11 protein-coding genes are annotated in these 20,301 nt (G+C 53.5%); 3 read left to right on the top strand and 8 right to left on the bottom strand.

Annotated features, from left to right (window positions below; translation table 11 throughout):
* Positions 1–143 precede the first annotated feature (143 nt).
* The 8 genes from N512_RS0110450 to N512_RS0110415 form a co-directional block, all read right to left on the bottom strand.
* Positions 144–2,231, bottom strand: a complete 2,088-nt coding sequence (locus N512_RS0110450; protein WP_028780289.1) for an MtrB/PioB family decaheme-associated outer membrane protein — start codon at positions 2,229–2,231, stop codon at positions 144–146.
* Between the two features lie 12 nt (positions 2,232–2,243).
* On the bottom strand, positions 2,244–3,233 hold the full coding sequence (locus N512_RS0110445) for a DmsE family decaheme c-type cytochrome (protein WP_099049509.1): 990 nt from the start codon (positions 3,231–3,233) through the stop codon (positions 2,244–2,246).
* Between the two features lie 67 nt (positions 3,234–3,300).
* A complete protein-coding gene (locus N512_RS0110440) occupies positions 3,301–5,283 on the bottom strand; it encodes an OmcA/MtrC family decaheme c-type cytochrome (RefSeq protein ID WP_028780287.1) in 1,983 nt (660 codons plus the stop codon).
* A gap of 309 nt (positions 5,284–5,592) precedes the next feature.
* The gene (locus N512_RS0110435; RefSeq protein WP_028780286.1) at positions 5,593–7,734 is read right to left on the bottom strand and encodes an OmcA/MtrC family decaheme c-type cytochrome; all 2,142 of its coding nucleotides are present in this window, start codon (positions 7,732–7,734) and stop codon (positions 5,593–5,595) included.
* Positions 7,735–8,036: 302 nt separating this feature from the next.
* On the bottom strand, positions 8,037–10,223 hold the full coding sequence (locus N512_RS0110430; RefSeq protein ID WP_044734227.1) for an OmcA/MtrC family decaheme c-type cytochrome: 2,187 nt from the start codon (positions 10,221–10,223) through the stop codon (positions 8,037–8,039).
* Between the two features lie 95 nt (positions 10,224–10,318).
* Positions 10,319–12,250, bottom strand: coding sequence for an OmcA/MtrC family decaheme c-type cytochrome (locus N512_RS0110425; protein WP_028780284.1), 1,932 nt, complete (start codon positions 12,248–12,250; stop codon positions 10,319–10,321).
* Between the two features lie 19 nt (positions 12,251–12,269).
* The gene (locus tag N512_RS0110420; protein WP_028780283.1) at positions 12,270–14,381 is read right to left on the bottom strand and encodes an MtrB/PioB family decaheme-associated outer membrane protein; all 2,112 of its coding nucleotides are present in this window, start codon (positions 14,379–14,381) and stop codon (positions 12,270–12,272) included.
* A 10-nt stretch (positions 14,382–14,391) separates the two neighbouring features.
* Positions 14,392–15,375 carry a DmsE family decaheme c-type cytochrome gene (locus tag N512_RS0110415; RefSeq protein WP_028780282.1) on the bottom strand — a complete coding sequence of 328 codons (984 nt, stop codon included), beginning with the start codon at positions 15,373–15,375 and terminating at the stop codon, positions 14,392–14,394.
* Between the two features lie 429 nt (positions 15,376–15,804).
* Between N512_RS0110415 and N512_RS0110410 the strand changes: the two genes are divergently transcribed.
* From N512_RS0110410 to glnS, 3 genes are all read left to right on the top strand, one after another.
* Positions 15,805–16,044, top strand: coding sequence for a FeoA family protein (locus N512_RS0110410; protein ID WP_025010714.1), 240 nt, complete (start codon positions 15,805–15,807; stop codon positions 16,042–16,044).
* On the top strand, positions 16,037–18,331 hold the full coding sequence (gene feoB / locus N512_RS0110405; RefSeq protein ID WP_025886748.1) for a Fe(2+) transporter permease subunit FeoB: 2,295 nt from the start codon (positions 16,037–16,039) through the stop codon (positions 18,329–18,331). The genes N512_RS0110410 and feoB overlap by 8 nt, the downstream gene beginning before the upstream one ends.
* Before the next feature lie 162 nt (positions 18,332–18,493).
* Positions 18,494–20,164 carry a glutamine--tRNA ligase gene (glnS, locus tag N512_RS0110400; protein ID WP_028780281.1) on the top strand — a complete coding sequence of 557 codons (1,671 nt, stop codon included), beginning with the start codon at positions 18,494–18,496 and terminating at the stop codon, positions 20,162–20,164.
* Positions 20,165–20,301 lie beyond the last annotated feature (137 nt).

Raw genomic sequence — 20,301 nt, 5'->3', positions numbered from 1 at the left:
AAAATGTAACGTTTTGCAGTGTAAGCTGCAAAAAGGGCCGCTGGCAAGAGGAATTTTACCGAATGCTTGTTGGTTTGAGGTGAAGGCGGGAAGAGATAAAAAAAGCCCGCGAAAAGCGGGCTTTTGGGAGCTAAGAGCGAGAATTACAGACGGTAGTTGACGCTCAACATGATCAGGTGAGCCGTGTAGTCATGGCTGTTGTCACCAAAGCTGACCAGGTTCCAGATACCATCCGGGGCGATATCGTTACCTGCGTCGTTGTCCTCGTATTTCTCCATCTTGTAGTCAAGACGCAGCGCCATTTTCTCAGTAGCCTGATACTGGGCATAGAGGTTGACGTTGTGCACTTTGGCGTAGTAATCGCCATAGTCGCCTGTGATGCCTTGGCGTACCTGAGTGCTGGAGTCCGAGTCAGAGTAGGTGTAATCCAGCCCCAGACGCAGTTTCTTCTCCAGCAGGTTGTCGTAAGCCAAACCGGCACCTATGACATCCACCTTGTCTTCCACGGTTCCTGTCCAGGTGACAGTACTGAAGTTGCTGCTGCCGGCCTGATCTGAGTCTATGGTCTGATGGTTGTAGAATGCGCTCAGGCTGAGGTCGTCTGTCAGCAAATAGCTGATGCTGGCGTCATAGCTGAGGTCTTTGGATTCAGTCAAACCGATAACCGTGTTGTTGTAGTCATCCAGCGCATAGCGGGCACCGAAATCCAGGGTCAGGGTGTCGATAGGGCTGTGAGTCACCCTGGCTTCAACCTGAGTGCGCTTGCGGTCGGCCAGATTGTACTTGCGCAGCAACTTGTTGGACTCGGAAGAGGTCCATTCAGATGCTTCGTACTCTGAGCCATCGCGCTTGCCATAGCTGCCCTTGATCCACATATTCCAGTGTTCAAAGCTGTTGAGACTGAAACGGGCCCAAACGCTGTTCTCGTCGGTGATTTCCCTGTCCTGATAACTGCGTTCATCACGACGGTAGTCATAACCTGCGTCCAACTTCATGCCGTTGGCAATCCGATAATCCATGGCCAACTTGGCCTTGTGACTGGTGTTGTCATAAGGGGTGTTGTAGGCCACACGACCACTGACGTTATTGATACTGATCTGGGTCCATTCCTGGATCTGGGTTTGGTTATCCCTGTCGTAGTAATCATAACTGCCGCTGATCCGCAGATTGCGGGTGGCGCGTTTGACCGCCTTGAGGTTCATCCCCAGGATATCGACTTTGCCATCCAGGGATTCCTGCGGCAATTGATAGCCGTAACCCGAGGTGATAAAGGCCTCATCCTGGGTCATCTGTCCGGCGAACAAACGGCCGCTGACCACGGCGCCTTTCTGGGCAAATTGGCCGCTCAAGGTCACAGTGTGAGACTCGTTATCCGGATCTAGGCTCATATAGCCCGCCCTTTGGGCACCAAAGGTTGGGTTGAAAGTGTTGTCGAATCTCAAGGTCTGGATGTCATTCTTGAAGAATGAACCATTGTAGTTGAGTGCGGTAAACCAGTTGTCACCCTTGAGTTTGATCCCGGCCTCGACGGTATCTGTGGTGTAGTCCACAGGCTCGGCCAGCATCATTGACTGGTTGAAGAAGCTGCCGGACGCAGTTTTCAGGCCGGTTTTTTCTTCGCGCATATAGGTGACGTAGGTGCTCCACAGCTCTTCACCCTGATATTCAAGACCCAGGCCTGTGCGCTTGCGCTTGAGCGACAGCTCCAGGGGGCTCAGGCTGTCATACAGCATGGGCATCTCGTTGCTGCCACCGGCTGTCTGCCAGTTGGCCGGCAGTGTCAGGTTGCCGCTGCCAATTCCCAGATAAGGACTCATGGCAGAGTCAGTCTTATAGGTGTGGATCTGACGGTAGTTCAGGTTGATATTGTACTGTCCGAGTTTACCGGCATTGATATCGACCCGGCCGTTTTCCATACCCAGGTTATCGGCTTCGATACTGGCTCGATAGCCGTTTTCACCGCGATAGTTCAGGTCGGCGTCCACCTTGCCGGCAAAGTCATCTTCGGCGGCAAAGGCGTTGGCAGAGCGGATATCGTCAGAGTCGTTATAGCCAACTCCGGCACCAATAGTACCGGATACACCGGTTTCACTGACGCAACCCTTACAGCTCCAGGCCGAAAACTTGACCTTTTCGGTATTGGCATTGGCCAGGTCATAACCGTCGGCGGCCATCGCCAGACTGGCAGGAGCCAGCAGAGCCAGGGTGATCAAATTAAGTTTGAATTTCATCTTCCCGCCTCCTTAGCGTTGGAACAACTTGCCGGATGGATGGTTTGAACCATGGATCTGGCTGTGACAGTTCAGACAGCTGCGACCACCGGTAAAGGCGTTGTCGTTGACCTGAGAACCCATGCCTGTGTTACCCAGATAAGCACGGCTGGCGTGGCCGTCGCTGGCGTGACACTGTTGGCACAGTTGCGGAGCGCGGGTCTTAAGCATGCCATCGTTGACACTGCCGTGAGGGTTGTGGCAAGTGACACAATTCTCAGTGACGGGTGCATGCTCCCAGAGTTTTGGGCCGCGCTTCTCCGCATGGCAGCTGTAACAAGTGTCATTGACTGACGCCTTGTTCAGATCGGCATCGGTCGTGCTGCCGTGAGGGTTGTGACAGTCGCTGCACACCATCTGTGCCCACTTCAGCGGGTGGCTGGAACGCTTGTTCATGTCAGCCTTTTGCTTGGTGTGGCAGCTGGTGCAGACTTCCATCTCAGTGTTCTTGGAGAGCACAGGGTCCTTGGAGGTATGCACGCTGTGGCAAGAAGCACAGGCAACATCGGCGTTGTCGTGGTGACCGCCGTTCCAGGACATACGCTTGTCATCCTTGTGACAGGAGAGACAGACGCTGTTCTGCTTGTCGGCCGCCAGGGTAGAACCCTTACCAAAGGTAATCATGGGTTCGTTACCGCCACGGTTGTGTTTGCCCATGGGGCCGTGACAGGCTTCGCACTGAAGTCCGGCCATAGGACTCTTGCTGGAGTCGATGGCGCCGTGAACCCCCTTGAACAGGTCCATGACTTTTTCTGACTTCTTGTGGCACATCAGACAGGAGTCGGCACCCTTGGGAGAGTAGCTGCCTTCGGCAAACTTCTGATCCAAGGTGGCTTCCACTTCTTCCGGGCTCATTTTGGCGTCCCACTTGGCGGCGTGCGCCGCATGGGTGACACCAAAAGATAACACTGCCGTCGCCAGAAGGGCGCTTAGCAGTGTTGGTATATTTTTGCTGATTCTCATATTAGGCATCCTTAATTTGTCCAAACCCTTGAAAGACGGGGGAGGGGACTCCCCCGGCCTGGGCAAATTACATCTTCACCTGAGTGTGATCTGCGGCGGTTGGCTTGTGGCAGTAGAAACAGGTTTCCAGCTGCGCAGCCTGGTTGGCAGCGGTGTAATCACCATCTACCACAGCGCCGTAGGCTTCCAGTTGCTCCTTGGTGTGTACCATGTAGTCGCCACCGACAGTGTGACAAGAAGTACAGGTAGCAGTGATAGGCGTGGTGTACATGCCTGCTGAGGTTGCCAGAGCACCCTTGTTCTTGAAGGCATCAAGATTCAGGTCGTTGTGACAGGCTGAACAGTTGCCACCGATCAGGCCGTGAGCCTTTTCAATGTGGGTCTTGTGCAGTTTCATCTCCAATGCGCCTTTGTTGGCACCGCTGGCGTAAGTACCATCTGGAGTATGACAGGCCACACAGCCATCAACACCGATCGTGAGCTTGCCGTTTACTTCGCGGCCCAGCTGCTCTGTCATCACAAAGCCGGCATGGTGGCCTTTGTGCAGTTCGAAGGTGTCGCTGTGACAGCCCTGACAGGTAGCGAAGTTCACTGAGTCGATATGACGGTGACTAGGTGCATCACCTGACTTGGTACCGAAGGCCAGTTGAGCTTTCATGCTGGTAGTGGCAACGCCATCGGCACAGGCGATGAGCTCGCTGCCTTGGTTGCACATTTCCAGACCGATAAAGCTGAAGGCGGTATCGGCATCACCGGCACCGAAAGGCAGGTCCTGAACGGTGAATTGCAGCTTGCCGTCAACCAGAGTCACGGCGTCCTGCAGCTGGCCGTCTTTAACCAGATCTTTGGCGACCTTGGCTTTACCGCTTCCTGGGCTGACGTTGTAGCCCATGACAGGGAAGTTAGGGCCCACGTTGGTGATGGTTTCCAGACGCTTGATCTTGGCCAGTTCGTTGTTGGCATCCAGCGCATTGCCGGCCTTGTCCAACAGGGTCACAGTCAGAGTCGCACTGTTGTCGGCGCTGCCGGTCAGTTCTGCGGCCAGACCGCGCTGAGCGATAACGGCACGTTTGTCACCGGTTACACCTGTGTGCAGCTCTTCTGTCCACTTGCTGTTGTGACAGGCGATACAGTTGGAGTTGTCGGTTTGTTGGCTGTGGCCCTGACCGGCAGCAAAATCTATGTTGCTGTGGCAGCTACCGCAACTTGCAGCTGTAGGCACTTTGGACCAGTTGCCCCAATCGGGCGTCAACTCGACATTGGTGTCGTTGTGACAGGATTGGCAGCTGTTAAGCGCATCCAGGCCCAGATCCTTGTGCTTGGTATGGATCATGGCGTTGAATTCATTGCCTGGTTTTACCTTGCCTGAGGTGTGGCAAGTGGCGCAATAGTTAACATCTGAGTAGGCGCCGCCGTGTTTGACGTTGGCCAAATCACCGTGACAGGTATTACAGCTATCTGTACTCACCAGCTTACGGCTGTATGCCGCGGAGGCACCTGAGTCGGCACTGAAGTCGACGAAGGCGTTGCTGTTGGGGATCAGAGTGCCGTCAGGCAGAGGCGTATTGTAAGCGCGCAGCAGTACCCGCTGGGCCAACTCAGGGTTGAAGCTGATAGTGTCTGTACTCAGCTCATTCAAGGTCTTGCTGAAGGTGTAGCTGTAGCTACCGTTTTTGTGGTCAACGAAAGTACCTGCGCAGCTGCTGCTTACAGTGCAGTCTTCGTTGCCGAAATACTGCCACTGAGAGGCATTCCCGGCACCGGTTGCGCCTTCCGGCAGCAACTGAGCGGCGGCAAAGCGGAACTTCTGCAGGCCAACTACCGGCATATCGTCTTCGTTGGTCACGGTAAATTCAACCGTTGGGATACCGCCTTTGACAACAGCTTGCTCAAAGCTGAAATGCAGCTCTTTGATTTCACCTGCAGGCTCGCCGCCTGGGTTACCTGGATTACCATCGTTGCCATCATCGCCACCACAGCCACCTAAGGCCAGAGTAGCTGCACTGGCTGCCAGCAGCAGTGCGATTCTGGTTTTTTGTGCGTTCATCATCTTGTTCCCTGCAATAGTGGAAGTATCTGGTTTAGGGAGTGGCTGAGTCATCTCAACCAAATTGATTATGTAATTGGCCCTTAACCCGATACCGGAAATAGGATTTCCCTCGAAAAGGCTAACTCAAGCAGGGCCGAAAAGCTGCATGACTGGTGTTAATGTGTGACTTGGATCTTTCTATTTATAAAGAGGTATTTGAGCTGGTAGGGAAAACTTAATCTCGATCAAAAAAACGCTGTTTTTTAATTCGATTTTGGCAATTTGGCAGATAAAAAAAGAGAGGCCGAAGCCTCTCTTTAGGGTTAAATTTTAGTGGCTGAAGCCCCAGTTGGAGTGAGCTTCCAACAGCTGGGAATCAGTATGACAGGTAGAACAGGCTTCTTGGCCTTTCTGGGCGTCATAATCACTTGCAGCTACACCGTGGCCTGTACCTATCACACCACCATTGGTCACTATGTGGTTGATAGTGGTTTCACTCAGGCCGTATGGCGGCTGGTGACAGCTGGCGCAGGCGGCAGTCTGGGGGGATACCAGAGTCTGTTCTATGCCATCTTCAGTCTTGCCGAAGGCAACCGGAGCGGCATCGGCGGCAATTTTCTTCAGTGAGAAGCCGTCTTTACCGTGACAGGTCTGACAGTCTGTCTTCTTGAAGAAGCCGTTGCCTGAGCTGTCATACAGGTAGTGCTTGGAGTGCACTATGTAAGCCAGGTTGGATGAGCCGTCACCCTTCTTGTCGCGGGTACCGTTGTGGCAGGAGGCACAGCCGTCGATGTCGTTGGAGAAACGGTGCTTGATGGCTGTGGTGTGACACTGCTGACAAGCGGTCATTTCGGCATGTTGAACCCTTGGTGTCTTGTCGACTTTGCTGCCATCCACATTGAAGTAGGCTGTGTCAGATGGCACGTAAGGACCGGAGTTAGGGATAACACCGTCTTCGACTGGCTTACAGTCGGCTACAGCGCCTTTGCCATCGAAGCAGACATGCAGCTGGCTGCTCAAGGCCACTTTAACCTCTGGCGTACCCATGACTTCGGCTACTTTGAAGTCGCCGTCGCTGAAGGTGACATCTATGCTGCCGTCGGCGCCTTCACTGAAGTGGTCGTAACCCACTTTCTGGTAGTTAACCAGGAAGTCGTCTTTAACCACACCGTTGAAGACGATGGCGCTGGTGAAACCGCCGTGTGAGTATGGGCTGGAGTCAATTTGCGCCAGTGTCACATTGGTGTCGCCGTGCTTGACAGTCATGTTGGCCTTAATGGTCTTGCTGGCCTCATCATAAGTCATGCTGTTGAAAGTAACGCTGGTCTTGGCAGACTGGGCACTGTCGTTGTTGCTGTAGTGGGCGCGTTCGGCACCACGGCCATGGCCATCAGGATCGCTGTGACAGGAGACACAGTTCAGTTTGTCTTCTTTAATCTGGTTGTTTTCTGCATCCCAGTGCCAGGAAGGTACGGCATACTGGCTGTTGTGGCAGCTCAGACAGGTTGCAGCATCCAGATCGGCTTTCCAGGCATCGGCCATAGCCAGGTTTTCATCTGGTTGGTGACAGGTCTGACAGTTGCTGGCTGATTGCGGGAAAATGCCGTTGTAGAAGGCATGGCTGTGCACTTCGTGGGCCATGGCCTTGATGGAACCATCAAATTTATGGCTGCCTATCACTTGGCCATTTTCGTCCTTGTCATCCTTCATGTAGCTGTTGTAGTCGGTGTGACAGAAAGTACAGCTTTCCAGAGTGACGTGTTTGCCGCCGTGCATGGCTAGTTCACCGGCATGACCGGGTCTGTGACAGCTTTGGCAGGTTTCATCGGCGATAACCGGCTTGGGTTTGGCCTGAGTGGTATCGGAAGAGGGCTGCCAGTAGAAGAAGCTGTTGTTAACCAGGTTAACGTTGGCCGCATTGGCTGTTTTGATGCCCAGGTAAATACCATTGACCATATCGGCCTTGTAGTCGTATTTACCCAGAGTATCTATGGCTTTGTTAAGTTTCAGTGTATAGGTGCCGTCCTGATTGTCGGTCAGACAGTCTTCGCAGTTTTTACCCTGGAAGTAGGAAGAACCCGTGTAGAAGCCGTCACCTTTGTCTTTGTTGAAGTAGCTCAGCCAGATCTCTCTCGCTTGGCCTTCTACATTGGTCAGGCCTTCAATCTCATCTTCGCTGCCGACACGGCCGAAGGAGACTGCACCTATGTCAGTGTTTTTCAAACCAAAGACGGCGGCGCCGTTGGCATCGGACAAGCTGAAGTTGATTGTCAGGAAGCCGTTGGTGTCTACAGATGCTGAATTAATCTTGGATTTCAGCGTGTTGACTTTGCTTATGGGTGTGCCGACAGGACCTGGCTTACCAGTCTCACCATCCTTACCGTCGCTGCCACAACCGGCCAGCATCAGAGACAGCAAACCGGCACCCAACATCGCTTTAGTCGCGGCATTGAAATTAAACCGTTTCATCATGATATTTCCCTGCAAGTGATTTTAATCATCACTAACCAGAGGTTAAATAAGAATAAATCTCATTAACCATGGAAAGTGTGTGGAATTATTTTTCCAAGGCTAAGGCTACCCAAGTGGTGGGGATTAAGCAGTCACTTTAGATGGGTTATGTGATTAAGATCCGACTATTTCTTTAGGGGTATACGGCTAGATCAAAAAACGTTAATCCTGATCAAAAAAACGTGTTTTTTGAAAGAGTTTTTAACGAATTTTGCTGCATAAAAAAGGGAGGCACATGCCTCCCTTTGGTAGCAAAACGCAAGTTAATTGCCGTGTGCAGTCATCAGCTGAGCCGGGGTATGACAGGTGGCACAGGCCTCTTTGGCACGATTACGGACATCGGTCTCATCCATGCCATCCAGAATACCGCCGTTGGCTTGAATATGCGATTTGGCCGCATCGCTGAGGTACTGTTGGTGGCAGCTCAAGCAGGAGCCTGCATCTGAGGATACCCAGATATCCGCGCCGCTATTGCTGATGTCACCATAGCGCCAGACACGATCCGGTGAACGACCCAGAGTGATACCTGTGACGCTGCCGGAAGACTCGGCATGACAGGTGGCACAATCGGTTTTCAGCACAGTGCCGGACTGGAGCCCTGCATACTTGAGGAAGTGGCCTTCACGCTCGTGTGCCTTCCAGGCAAAGCTTGAGGGGATCTTGCCACCGGGATAATCGGCGTCATTACGCAGTGTCTTATCCGGTGTATGGCAGGTCTGGCAGTTGACGCCATTGTCATAGTGATGGATCTCCTTGCCATGACAACTTTGGCACTTGGTCGGATCTATGATGGCTCGGCGGGCCACGGCATCCATACCGCTGTCGACACCATTGTTGCCCCAGACAAAGCGGTAGGGCTCCTGCTGGATAGCCACAGAGCGAACACCATCGGTTGCGCAGTCTGTCAATTGAATATCGGCAACACCATAACCGCCGTTATTGAAGCAGGCTTCCAGTGCCGACCAGATTTCAAAGCTCTTGCCATCCGGACTTGCCGGCATATCAAACGCCGGAGTCAGAGTATAGCTCTTGCTGGTGGTGTCAAAACTGCCTTCACTGAGACGAATACGGCGCTGGCTGTAGGAGGCTTCGTTGTAGGCAGGGTAGTCCTTGTCTACATCCCAGCCCACTATCATACGGCTGCCCTGATCGATAAAGCTTTGATCCATGGCGTTACCGTCTTTATCCAGCACCTGCACTTTAAAGGTCATCTTGCCGGCGTTGCTGCTGACCTCCAACACCTTGACGCTCAGTTCGGCTGCCAGAGTGTAGGCTTGCATTACATCACCGTGGCGCTTGGCTGCGCTGCCGGTACCGTGATAGGTATTGTCCGTGTTGTGGCAAGCCATACAGTCGGTGCTGGAGTGGTGGGATGAAGGCTTTTCCGTGTGACAGGCGACACAGGCAGTATTGCTCTTCTCTGCCTTGAACAGATCGGCATTGGCGGGAGCACCACTGCCTTCCTGGTGACAGACGCTACAGTCTGAAGCTGGCTTACGGGGGAAGCCGACCACACCATAGTCGTGGACGCTGCCGCCATAACCGACAATCTTGTATGGCGCCGGCACTTCATTGCCGTCGGCATCATAGGTATGCCGTTCTGCGCCGCGGTGAATGGCGTGGATCAGATAGGTGAACTCCACACTGTTACCCGACTCAGGATCTCCAGAAGTCGCAGTATGGCAGGAAGCGCAGTTTTCCAGCGCTATTCGACGTCCGCCGTGCAGCTCCAGGCTGTCCGGTTGGTGACAAGTGTAACAGGCATCAATGGTGACCACATTGCGGGTCTGGATACCTTCTGTATTGCCGCTGGAGGGTTGCCAATCATAATGGGCATTGGCGGTAACTTGGGGGAGTTTCAGCTCCAGTGTAGCCCTTTGAGTGGCATCGGCATCATAAGCTATGGCCAGCGGCTCTGTGACTTCGGCAATATTGACCTGATAACTATAGCTATAGCTGCCATCGCCATTGTCCACCAGACAGGTTTCGCAGGCGCTGGCGGCTTCGACTCCGGCCTGATACTGAGGCGATGGACTGAGGTTATCCACCCCGTCGGGAACCGTTGTCGGTTGTTTGAGGCTATTGATATAGGCTTGCCATTGGAATCCCCAATCGGCTTCTCTGGCTTCCTCACCTTCACCTATGGTTTCGGTCACATGGGTCAGCTGAGCGATACCAAATCTGAGGTCATAATCTTTGTTCAGACCCAGCACAGCCACACCATTGGCATTGGTCAACATAAAGTCGACCGTGACCTTGCCTGCTTCTACTTTGGCGTCGGTAAACTTGACCTTGAGTGTGGGAGTGGCATCGATATTCACTCCGATCACGCCGTCCTTGCCGTCTTCGCCATCCTTGCCGTCACTGCCACATGCCATGAGCGTCAGCGACATCAGAGTGGCCAATGCCAGGCGGGTATGCCCTTTAACCAGTCTTGAGCTTTTCATCATTATTTCCCTGCATTGCTTTGATTGCACGACTGAGCCAGCCTTTGAAGACCGGCCCGTTCCTGTAATTGCCGCCCTCAAAGGGCGGCTTATTGTTGTTACTGGGCGATAGGATGCACCTTGGTGACATCGGCCATGCCGCCCTGACCATGACAGGTGGCGCAGCTTTCTGTTCCTGCCTTGGCATCAGCTTCAGTGCCTTGGAACACGGCTCCCTGTTGCGTCATATGGTTGCGGGCACTATCGCTCTGGTGGCAGTTACTGCAGACTGCCGCCGTGGGGCTGGTGAAGCTGCCATCATCCAGACTCAAGGGTTGCACCGCCGGGCTGAGTGGCAGTGCCATACTCAGCACGCCATTTTCATCTTTGCTGTGGCAGTGAGCACAGTTGCCTATATTCCCCGGGAATTGCAGCGTCTCGAACCCTTCAAAATTGGCCGAGTGCAGTGCATGGATCAACTGCTTGAAGTCGGCGCTGCTCGCTGATGGATTGGCAGCAGTGGCGTCGGCCTGCATATTGGGGTTGTGGCACAGTTGGCACTGGCCGGCCAAATCGTTGCGAGAGCCGTGGAAGTTCAACTGTTGATCGCCATGGCAGCTGCCGCAGGTTTCGTTGCTGACCACCTGGCGCCGTCCGGCCGTGGTGAGGCCGGCCATGTTGAATGACTGATGGCTCGACTTGATAACCAGCACACTGGCGGCGCTGTCACTGCAGTCGACCAGCATGCCTTGGCTGGCACAGACTCGGCCCTGAATCGCCAGGGTACCTGCATCGGCTTCACTGCCGGCGGGAATGGTCAGTCCATTCAACTGATACTGATAGACACCATCACTGCCGGACAGCGGCACCACTTCATGTACCCTAATTGAGCGGGCAGAGCGGGTGGCGTAATCAAAGCTGGTGCCCCAGTTGGCATAGACCCTGAGATCGTTGACAAACACCTGCTTGTCGGCGCTGTCGTTATAGGCTGCACCTGTCTGCGGGTTACTCAGCTTGAGCGAGAAGCTCAAACTGCTGCCGCTGACACTGGCGTTGGTGACCTCGGCCTTGAATTGCTCGAGGGCCGCCATGTTCTCCTGATTGGCATGTACTTCGCGGGTCCAATCCGGATTGTGGCAAGCGACACAATTGCTGTTATCCGCTTGCGCCGGATGACCTTCGCCTTTGACGAAGTCGATATTGTTATGACAACTGCCACAGGACTCCATGGTTGGCACCCGGAACCAGTTGTGCTGTTCGCTGAGGGTTTCATCCTCTTTATGACAGGTCTGACAGTCGGACAAGGGTTTGGGGAATCCGGCCAGGTGTTTGGCATGGATCATTTGTGGGAAGATGTTTTCCGGATTGCTGACCCGAGTGGCATTGTGGCAGGTAACACAGGTTTCCACCTGATTATAGTTACCGCCGTGAAACGCCAGGTCATTGTGACAGCTGTTACAGGTGTCGATGGAAACGATATTCCGGCTGTAGGCCGGAGCACCGCCTGGGGGCTGCCAGTCGTAATGGTCATTGGTTACCGGTAATGCGGTGCCATCGGCCAAGGTATCACCACCGAGTTTGATCACCACTCTGTGGGTGGCTCCGGCGATTTCAGCTATCTCATTCATCCCGTCGAAAGGGGCACTGAAACTGTAGGAGTAGTTGCCATTTTTATGGTCAACATAGGTGCCAGGGCAGCTGCTGGAGCAGGTCTCAGCGGTGAAATACTGCCACTCACTGCTGTTCCCGGCCCCACTGGTGCCTTCCGGCAACAACTGCGCGGCAATGAAGCGTCCTGAGGGGATACCGACTACCGGCTCGTCATCCTGATTGGTGACCCGGTAATCTACCCGGGTAATGCCCTCTTCGAGAGCCGTTTCCTTGACCTCAATATTGAGCTTACTGATATTCATCGCCGGCTCGCCGCCCGGTTCGCCTGGGGTTCCCGGGTTGCCATCATCACCACCGCAACCTGAGAGAGCCAACATGGCGGTCAGCAGGGGCGCGCCTAGGTAAAGCAGGGGAGTTTTTGGGGTGTATTCCTTTGACATCGCTCTTCGCCTCTTGCTCTTATAGGGAGTAACTCAGTGTCAGCCCCAGATAGTGGGCGTTATAGTCCTGGCCAAGATCTCCAAAGCTGAGTACGTTGGGGATGCTATCCGGGGTTAATCCCTGATTGAGCCAGTCACTGTCCTGATAGTGTTCAAACAACCAATCCAGCCTCAATGCCATCTTGTCGCTGAAGTGATACTTGGCAAAGGCGTTGAAGGTATGACGGCGTGAATAATAGTCGCCGTAATCCAGAGTGAGCCCCTGGCTGACATCTGTGTCGCTTTCGCCTTTTGAGTATTGCCAGTCGAAGCCCAGATCCAGTTGTTTATTCAGCAACTCGTTATAGTAGATGCCGAAGCCAGCGACAGTGCTGCTGTCGCTGGCACGGCTGTACCAACCGCTGGGGCCGAAAGAAGCTGAGCCGGTTTGATCTGTATCCTGCCAGTCCTGATTGAGCCAGGCATTGAGGCCAAACTGGGCTGAGAATTGATAGTTGCCACTGAGGCCATAGCCCCAACTGCTGACTTCATCCAGGCCGATAAGCGTCTCATCATAGTCTTGCTGCTTGTGATTCAGCGCCAGGCTGAACGACAGGGCATCGCTGAAGCGGTAATCGTTTTGCAGTCGCAACAGGGTTTGCTTGCGATCTGCCAACCAATACTGACGCATCCAGGGATTATTGGGGCTTTGGCTCAGCTCGGATGCCTGATAACTGCCGCCACTGCGCTCACTGAGTTCACCTTTGAACCACAACTGCCAGTCGCGGCTGGCACGCAGGTTCAGCTTGGCAAACACGCTGGATTGGAACAGGGATTCGCGCGCCAGATCGCTATAGCTGTGGTGTTCATACTCGTAACCTGCGTCAAGAGACAGGGCGCGGGTAAAACGGTAGTTGAAGGCGATATCGGCTCTTTGGCGGGTGTGGTCATAGGCCGCGGGCGTGGCGCTGCCCTGGTGCCAGCTGTCACTGCTCACCTGTGGCCATTCTTTAAATTGTGTCTTGTTTTCCCGGTCGCGATAGTCATAGCCGGCGCGAACCGACAAGCCTCTGCTGAGGCGGGTGGCATACTTGAGTTTGAGTTCCAGCACGTCAACCTGCATGTCGCCATCGATTGCGGGCAACTGGGGTGAAGGACCATTGATGGTGGCCGGTAACAGCGCCTGATCCTGAGACATGCGGGTGAATGCCGTGTGCATCAATATTTGATGTCCGGCCTCGGATAACTGCAGATCGGCACCGACCCTCAGCGCCTTGTTGTCCGGATTGTCGGCGAGTTGGCCATTATAGGCGGCGCCGAATGTGGGAAAGAAGGCGTTTTCCCAATAGAGTGCCTGATAGTCGTTGCTGTATTGGCTCAGGGTCGAATTGAAGCCGGCCAGCCAGCCCTTTCCTTTGAAATAGAGTTTGGCTTCCAGCTCGTCAGTACTGTCATCCACCCGGGTGGCCAATGCCATGGAGTTGGTAAGAAAGTTGCCGTTGGTTTGGCGGGTGCCATCGCGTTGCTCGTGACGGTAATTGAGCCCCGCCTTATAAAAGCTTCCCAGGTAATGGGCATCCAGCGTAAAGCGATCCCGCTTCATTTCCAGTCGCTGGCTTGTCAGGCTGTCATAAAGCCCCGGCATTTGTGAGGTGAGGGCAGCCGCTTGCCAGTTGTCCGGCAACATCAGTCTGTTGTCCTGATTGATATAGGGGCTCATGCCATTGTCCGGGCCGAAGTTGGCCAAGGCGCGATAACCCAGACGGATATCAAATTGGCCGGGTCTTCCGGTACTCAGGCTGGCGCTGCCGGTGTCATAGCCCAGTTTGTCGGCTTCAATGTGAGTACGGTAACCCTGTTCACCATAAAAGACGACATCGCCGCCAATGTGCCCCGTGGCGCCATCGGCATCTGTGCCACTACTGTTGGCAAATACCGCATTGTCGCCATCATTGTAGGCCACACCGGCTTCGAGCGTGCCGCGGCTTTCCTGTGGCAACTTGCACTGGCCGCAACTCCACTTGTCTTGCTTGAGCTCGGCGCGATTGGCCTGTTGCAGCGAATAGCCACCGGCCCAGGCCGGTGGCAGTGCACAGGCTATGGTGAGCGCCAGCAGTGATAGTTTCATCTGTGTCTGTTTCTCGATAACCATACTCAGCTCCTTATCGCTGCAAGAGTTTGCCGGATGGATGGTTGGAACCATGCACCTGTGTGTGGCAGTTCAGGCAGGAGTTGCCGGCGTTATAGGCGTTGGGCATCAAGCCGGTTTGCTCATTGGCCGGGAAGTAGGCTCTGGCTGCATGGCCGTCGGAAGCATGGCATTGCTGACACAGCTGAGGCGGTTTGGCCAACAGCATGGCATCGTTGACGCTGCCATGAGGGTTGTGACAGCTGGCGCAGTTGTCTGTAACCGGGGCGTGTTCCCACAGCTTGGGCCCGCGCTTTTCGGCGTGGCAGCTGTAACAGTTTTCGTTGACCGTCATCTGCTTCAGGCTGGCGTCCCCCAGACTGCCGTGAGGATTGTGGCAGTCGCTGCAGACCATCTGCTCTGTGCGTATCGGGTGCGCGGAACGTTTGTGAATGTCGGCACGTTGCTCTGAGTGACAGCTGCTGCAAACGGCGACTTCGGTTTCACGGCTCTGGATGGGATCCTGGCCTGTATGCACCTGGTGACAACTGGCACAGGCAACTCCGGCCGTGTCGTGGTGGCTGGCACTCCAGCCCAGACGCTGCTCATCCTGGTGGCAACTGAGGCAGACGCTGTTTTGCTTGTCAGCTGGTACCGGCGAGTCGGCACCAAAGGTGATCATCGGCTCCTTGCCGCCGCGGTTGTGTTTCCCCATGGGGCCGTGGCAGGCTTCGCATTGCAGATCGGCCATAGGAGATTGAGAGAGGTTGGGATTGCCGTGGACACCATCAAAAAGCGCCATTACCTTCTGGTTCTTTTTGTGACACATCAGGCAGCTGTCAGCACCCTTGGGGGAGTATTTGCCTTCGGCAAATTTCTTGTCCAGTGTGGCTTCAACCTCGGCCGGGTCCTGGTTGTCCCACGGGGTAGCTTTGGCCGGGAAGGCCAACAATAACAATAAGGGGAGAGCGCAACCCAACCCCCAAAGGCTTGGTTTACTCGAGTTATCCATTTTCATCATTCCATCCTGAGCGCGTTCATTGCCGATTTATAGTTATTAGGCATGCATCAGTAATTTACCGAATTGCTAATGTTAAAGAATAGAGCAAAAAAGTGACAAAGCGATAACTTTTTGATGATGCTTATGGGTAAAGAAGGCTGATTTAAAAAAGAAAACAACAAAGTGTGATCCATGCCTCGTTTTGGGTATGGTGTGTCTTTGTTCGAATTTGGGATCCGCCGCAGAAAAAGCCACGGTTCAGTTACTTTTATTTGCAGTTAAACGGTTTATTCCAGCTAGCTTTTGTCCCATAATAGCCAACACAATTGAAAACTATTATCGTTACCAGTTGAAAAGCTTGATCCAGATAAAGTTCTTATTTGACTGTTTCAGGTAGAATCGAATCATTACCCGCATGCTTGCATGCTGTTTTCAGTGGTAGAGGCAATGAAGTTAAGTGAATTGAAACCCGGTGATCGCGCCATGATTTCCGAAGTTGGCCATCTGGATCTGCCTGCAGTGGTCAAACGCAAGCTCCTGTCCATGGGGATCACCCCCAATACCTGTTTTTCTTTGATCCGCCGTGCTCCCATGGGATCCGGGTTGGAATTGGACATTCGCGGCAGCAAGTTGTGCATGCGTCAGGATCTGGCACAGATTATAGAGGTGGAAAAGGCCAATGACTAAGCAGTTCCATTGTGTCACTGTCGGTAATCCCAATGCCGGTAAGTCGACATTGTTCAACGCCCTGACAGGTGCCAATCAACAGGTAGGTAACTGGTCCGGGGTGACAGTCGAGAAGAAGACCGGCCACTTTTCGCTTAATGGCGATGATGTCTTTCTAACCGATTTACCCGGCATTTACGATCTTCTTCCCGCCGGTAGCAACTGTGATTGCTCGCTGGATGAGCAGATTGCCCAGCAGTATCTGGCCAACCAGAAAGTAGATGGCATTATCAACTTGGTGGATGCCACCAATATCGAACGTCACCTGTATCTGACAGTGCAACTGCGTGAGCTGGGTATTCCCATGGTTGTGGTGCTCAACAAAATGGATGCGGCGGTCAAGCGCGGCATTCGGGTCGATACCCAAGCCATGAGTCGAGAGCTGGGTTGCCCCGTAATAGGCGTGACTTCAAGAGAAGCCAAAGACGTCGAGCGGGTCAAGGAACAGGTGATAGAGCTGCTGGAAGGGCGGGTTTCAGAGTCGCCTTTGATGCTGCAATATGACGCCACCATTGAAACCGGTGTCACAGCCATTATGGGCAGCGACAGTCAATTAAGCCGGGGCCGGGCGCTGGCCATGTTGGCCAATGGCTTGGGCTGTGGTTCTTGCCAGAACAATTTGCTCGATGAACAGGTCTCCAGAGTGACGGATAAACTGGCACTGGAAGGCAAAGACATAGAGATCATGGTGGCCACCACACGTTTTGACTTTGTTGAGCGTGTATACAAGGGGTCGGTCAATGCCGACGGCCAGCTGACCTTGAGTGACAGGCTCGATAAGTTGGTATTGCATCCTGTGTTGGGTATTCCGGTATTTTTGCTGGTGATGTACCTGATGTTCATGTTTGCCATCAACGTGGGCAGTGCCTTTATCGACTTCTTCGATATCAGTGCCGGCGCGCTGTTTGTCGATCATTTCGGGGCTTTGCTGACCAATGTAGGAGCTCCTGCCTGGTTGGTGACTCTGCTGGCCGGTGGTATAGGTCAGGGTATTCAGACGGTATCGACCTTTATTCCGGTTATCGCGGCGCTGTTTTTGGCTTTATCTGTGCTGGAAGGCTCTGGCTATATGGCCCGTGCCGCCTTTGTGGTTGACGGCCTGATGCGCCGTATCGGCCTGCCCGGCAAGGCCTTTGTGCCCATGATTGTCGGTTTTGGCTGCTCTGTGCCTGCCATCATGGCGACCCGCACACTGGGCAGTGAGCGTGAACGTATTGTCACGGGTATGATGGCGCCCTTTATGTCCTGCGGTGCCAGATTGCCGGTATACGCCTTGTTTGCGGCGGCCTTTTTCCCTGATTCAGGTCAGAACCTGGTGTTCGGTCTCTACCTCATAGGTATTTTGGCTGCGATAGGCACAGGCCTGCTGCTGCGCAAGACCTTGCTGCCCGGTAACAGCAGTGCCGTAGTGATGGAGCTGCCAAGCTATGAACTGCCCAAGCTCAAAGCGGTGGCTTCCCGCACAGGTAAACGTACCAAGAGCTTTATTCTCGGTGCCGGCAAGACAATTGTGGTTGTAGTGACTCTGCTTAACTTTATCAATGCCATAGGGGTCGATGGTAGTTTTGGCCATGAAGACAGTCAGGAGTCTTTGCTCAGTGTCGCCAGTCAGAAGATCACTCCGGTGTTCTCGCCCATGGGGATAGAGGAAGACAACTGGCCGGCTACTGTTGGGATAGTGACGGGTATCTTCGCCAAAGAAGCGGTAGTGGGTACGCTCAATAGCCTGTATAGCACGGCTGATAGCGGTGATGGCGAGCTTACTCCATTGATGGACAGCTTCTCCGAGGCGCTGGCGACTATTCCGGCCAACCTGTTCGGCATAGTGATGGAAGATCCGCTCAAGCTGTCTGTGGGCCATGTTGAGGATAAGACGCTGGCTGCCGAAGAGCAGGGGGTTGATCAGTCCACATTCGGTGCGCTGCAGGCAGGATTCAGCGGACAATTGGCTGCCTTCTCCTATCTGCTGTTTATTCTGCTCTACACCCCTTGTGTGGCCGCTATGGGTGCACTGGTGAATGAGTTTGGCAGTCGCTGGGCAACCTTTGCCGCGACCTGGACCTTTGCACTGGCTTACGGCAGTGCCACTGTGGTCTACCAAGGTGCGACTTTTGCCGAGCATCCATTGCAGTCCAGCGCCTGGATAAGCTTCTTTGTCCTCGCCCTGATTGGTTTCTATATGTGGCTGAAGCGTAAAGGCCGCAAGACCCAGGAGATTATTCCGGGTATCAAGATAGTGACTGAGTAAGGTCGCAGATAAAAAGCAGCCATCTTGGCTGCTTTTTTGATCACGGCGCCGGGTTTGACGAAGTGCGCCGCAGTTTTTATTCTAGAAGGATTGTAACCGGGCATGATCTGTAGGATCATGCCTCTTTTCGTTAGACAGCTATTGTTCGCAAAGAGGAATTTCATGAGTCATGTGGACACCGAAGTACGTCCAAGTAACTTCATTCGCAATATCATAGATGAAGATTTGGCGAGCGGTAAGCACACCAATGTGCACACCCGTTTCCCACCAGAGCCTAATGGCTTCCTGCACATAGGTCACGCCAAGTCTATCTGCTTGAATTTCGGTATTGCCAGGGACTATCAGGGCCAGTGCAACTTGCGCTTTGATGACACCAACCCGGAAAAAGAAAACATTGACTATGTAAATTCCATTAAAGCGGACGTGCAATGGCTGGGCTTCCAGTGGGCCGGTGATATTCATTACTCGTCAGACTATTTTGATAAACTCTACAACTATGCTTTTGAACTTATTGAAAAAGGTCTGGCTTATGTGTGTTTTCTCAATGGCGAGCAGATGCGCGAGTACCGCGGCACTCTGAAAGAGCCGGGCAAGAATAGCCCTTATCGTGATACCAGTGTTGAAGAAAATATAGTGCATTTTCTTAAAATGCGTGCTGGAGGTTATAAAGAAGGCGAGTGTTCACTGCGGGCCAAGATAGACATGGCATCACCTTTCATGTGTATGCGCGACCCGGTGATCTATCGGATCAAGTTCGCTCATCACCATCAGACGGGAGATAAGTGGTGCATCTATCCCATGTACGACTTTACCCACTGTATCTCTGATGCGCTGGAAAATATCACTCACAGCCTTTGTACGCTGGAGTTCCAGGATAACCGTCGCCTCTATGACTGGGTGTTGGATAATCTGGATGATTTCAAGATCCCCAACCGTACCCGTCAGTATGAGTTTTCACGCCTGAATCTGGAATATACCCTGATGTCCAAGCGTAAGCTCAACGAGCTGGTGGTACGTCAGTTGGTCAATGGCTGGGATGATCCCCGCATGCCGACTATCGCCGGTTTGCGCCGCCGCGGTTACACCCCTGCCTCCATCCGTGAGTTCTGTGATCGCATTGGTGTGACCAAGCAGGATAACCTGGTGGAAGTGGGTATGCTCGAAGCCTGTATCCGGGAAGAGCTCAACGACAATGCCCCGAGAGCCATGGCGGTTATCGACCCGGTTAAGGTGATCATTGAGAACTATCCTGAAGGGCAGTTGGAGCATGTCAGTGCGCCGGTGCATCCCAATAAGGAAGAGCTGGGTAATCGTGAGCTGGCTTTTGGCCGTGAGCTATATATCGATGCGGCCGACTTCCGTGAAGAAGCCAACAAGCACTACAAGCGTCTGGTGATGGGCAAAGAGGTGCGTCTGCGCAATGCCTATGTGATCAAAGCCGAGCGTTGTGACAAGGACGCAGACGGTAAGGTCACCACCATTTACTGCAGTTATGACCCAGAGACTCTGGGTAAAAACCCTGCCGATGGCCGCAAGGTTAAGGGTGTGATCCACTGGGTAGAAGCCAGCAGCGCTGTGCCTGCCGAGTTCCGCCTCTATGATCGCCTGTTTGTCGATGCCAATCCGGCCGCGGCTGAAACTGTGGACGAAGTGCTGAACCCGGAATCTTTGGTGGTTAAGTATGGTCTGGTTGAAGCCGGTCTGGTGCAAGCGGAGGCCGAGAAGGCCTATCAGTTTGAGCGTGAAGGTTACTTCTGTGCCGATAGCAAGGACTCAAGCCCAGATAAGCTGGTATTTAACCGCACTGTGGCATTAAGAGATTCATTCGCTTAAGTCAGTACCATTCTGTAAAGCTGTGGCTGACTAGACTTGTTTTTCGCAAGCTTAGTCAGCCGTCGGCTTCACAAACCCGCTTATTTCCCTCTGCGCTTTAAACCGTTTCCAGGCCAGTGAGCTGATATAGAGCACAT

Origin of the sequence: Shewanella sp. 38A_GOM-205m, assembly GCF_000518445.1 — a bacterium.
GTDB classification, from domain to species: Bacteria; Pseudomonadota; Gammaproteobacteria; order Enterobacterales; family Shewanellaceae; genus Shewanella; species Shewanella algae.
Note: the sequence above shows the minus strand (reverse complement) of the source record. Positions and strands in the feature narration are given on the sequence as shown.

Excerpts from the sequence above, each read along its gene's own strand:
- N512_RS0110450 (WP_028780289.1), bottom strand. The coding sequence starts at position 2,231 with ATGAAATTCAAACTTAATTTGATCACCCTGGCTCTGCTGGCTCCTGCC.
- N512_RS0110445 (WP_099049509.1), bottom strand. The coding sequence starts at position 3,233 with ATGAGAATCAGCAAAAATATACCAACACTGCTAAGCGCCCTTCTGGCG.
- N512_RS0110440 (WP_028780287.1), bottom strand. The coding sequence starts at position 5,283 with ATGATGAACGCACAAAAAACCAGAATCGCACTGCTGCTGGCAGCCAGT.
- N512_RS0110435 (WP_028780286.1), bottom strand. The coding sequence starts at position 7,734 with ATGATGAAACGGTTTAATTTCAATGCCGCGACTAAAGCGATGTTGGGT.
- N512_RS0110430 (WP_044734227.1), bottom strand. The coding sequence starts at position 10,223 with ATGATGAAAAGCTCAAGACTGGTTAAAGGGCATACCCGCCTGGCATTG.
- N512_RS0110425 (WP_028780284.1), bottom strand. The coding sequence starts at position 12,250 with ATGTCAAAGGAATACACCCCAAAAACTCCCCTGCTTTACCTAGGCGCG.
- N512_RS0110420 (WP_028780283.1), bottom strand. The coding sequence starts at position 14,381 with ATGGTTATCGAGAAACAGACACAGATGAAACTATCACTGCTGGCGCTC.
- N512_RS0110415 (WP_028780282.1), bottom strand. The coding sequence starts at position 15,375 with ATGAAAATGGATAACTCGAGTAAACCAAGCCTTTGGGGGTTGGGTTGC.
- N512_RS0110410 (WP_025010714.1), top strand. The coding sequence starts at position 15,805 with ATGAAGTTAAGTGAATTGAAACCCGGTGATCGCGCCATGATTTCCGAA.
- feoB (WP_025886748.1), top strand. The coding sequence starts at position 16,037 with ATGACTAAGCAGTTCCATTGTGTCACTGTCGGTAATCCCAATGCCGGT.
- glnS (WP_028780281.1), top strand. The coding sequence starts at position 18,494 with ATGAGTCATGTGGACACCGAAGTACGTCCAAGTAACTTCATTCGCAAT.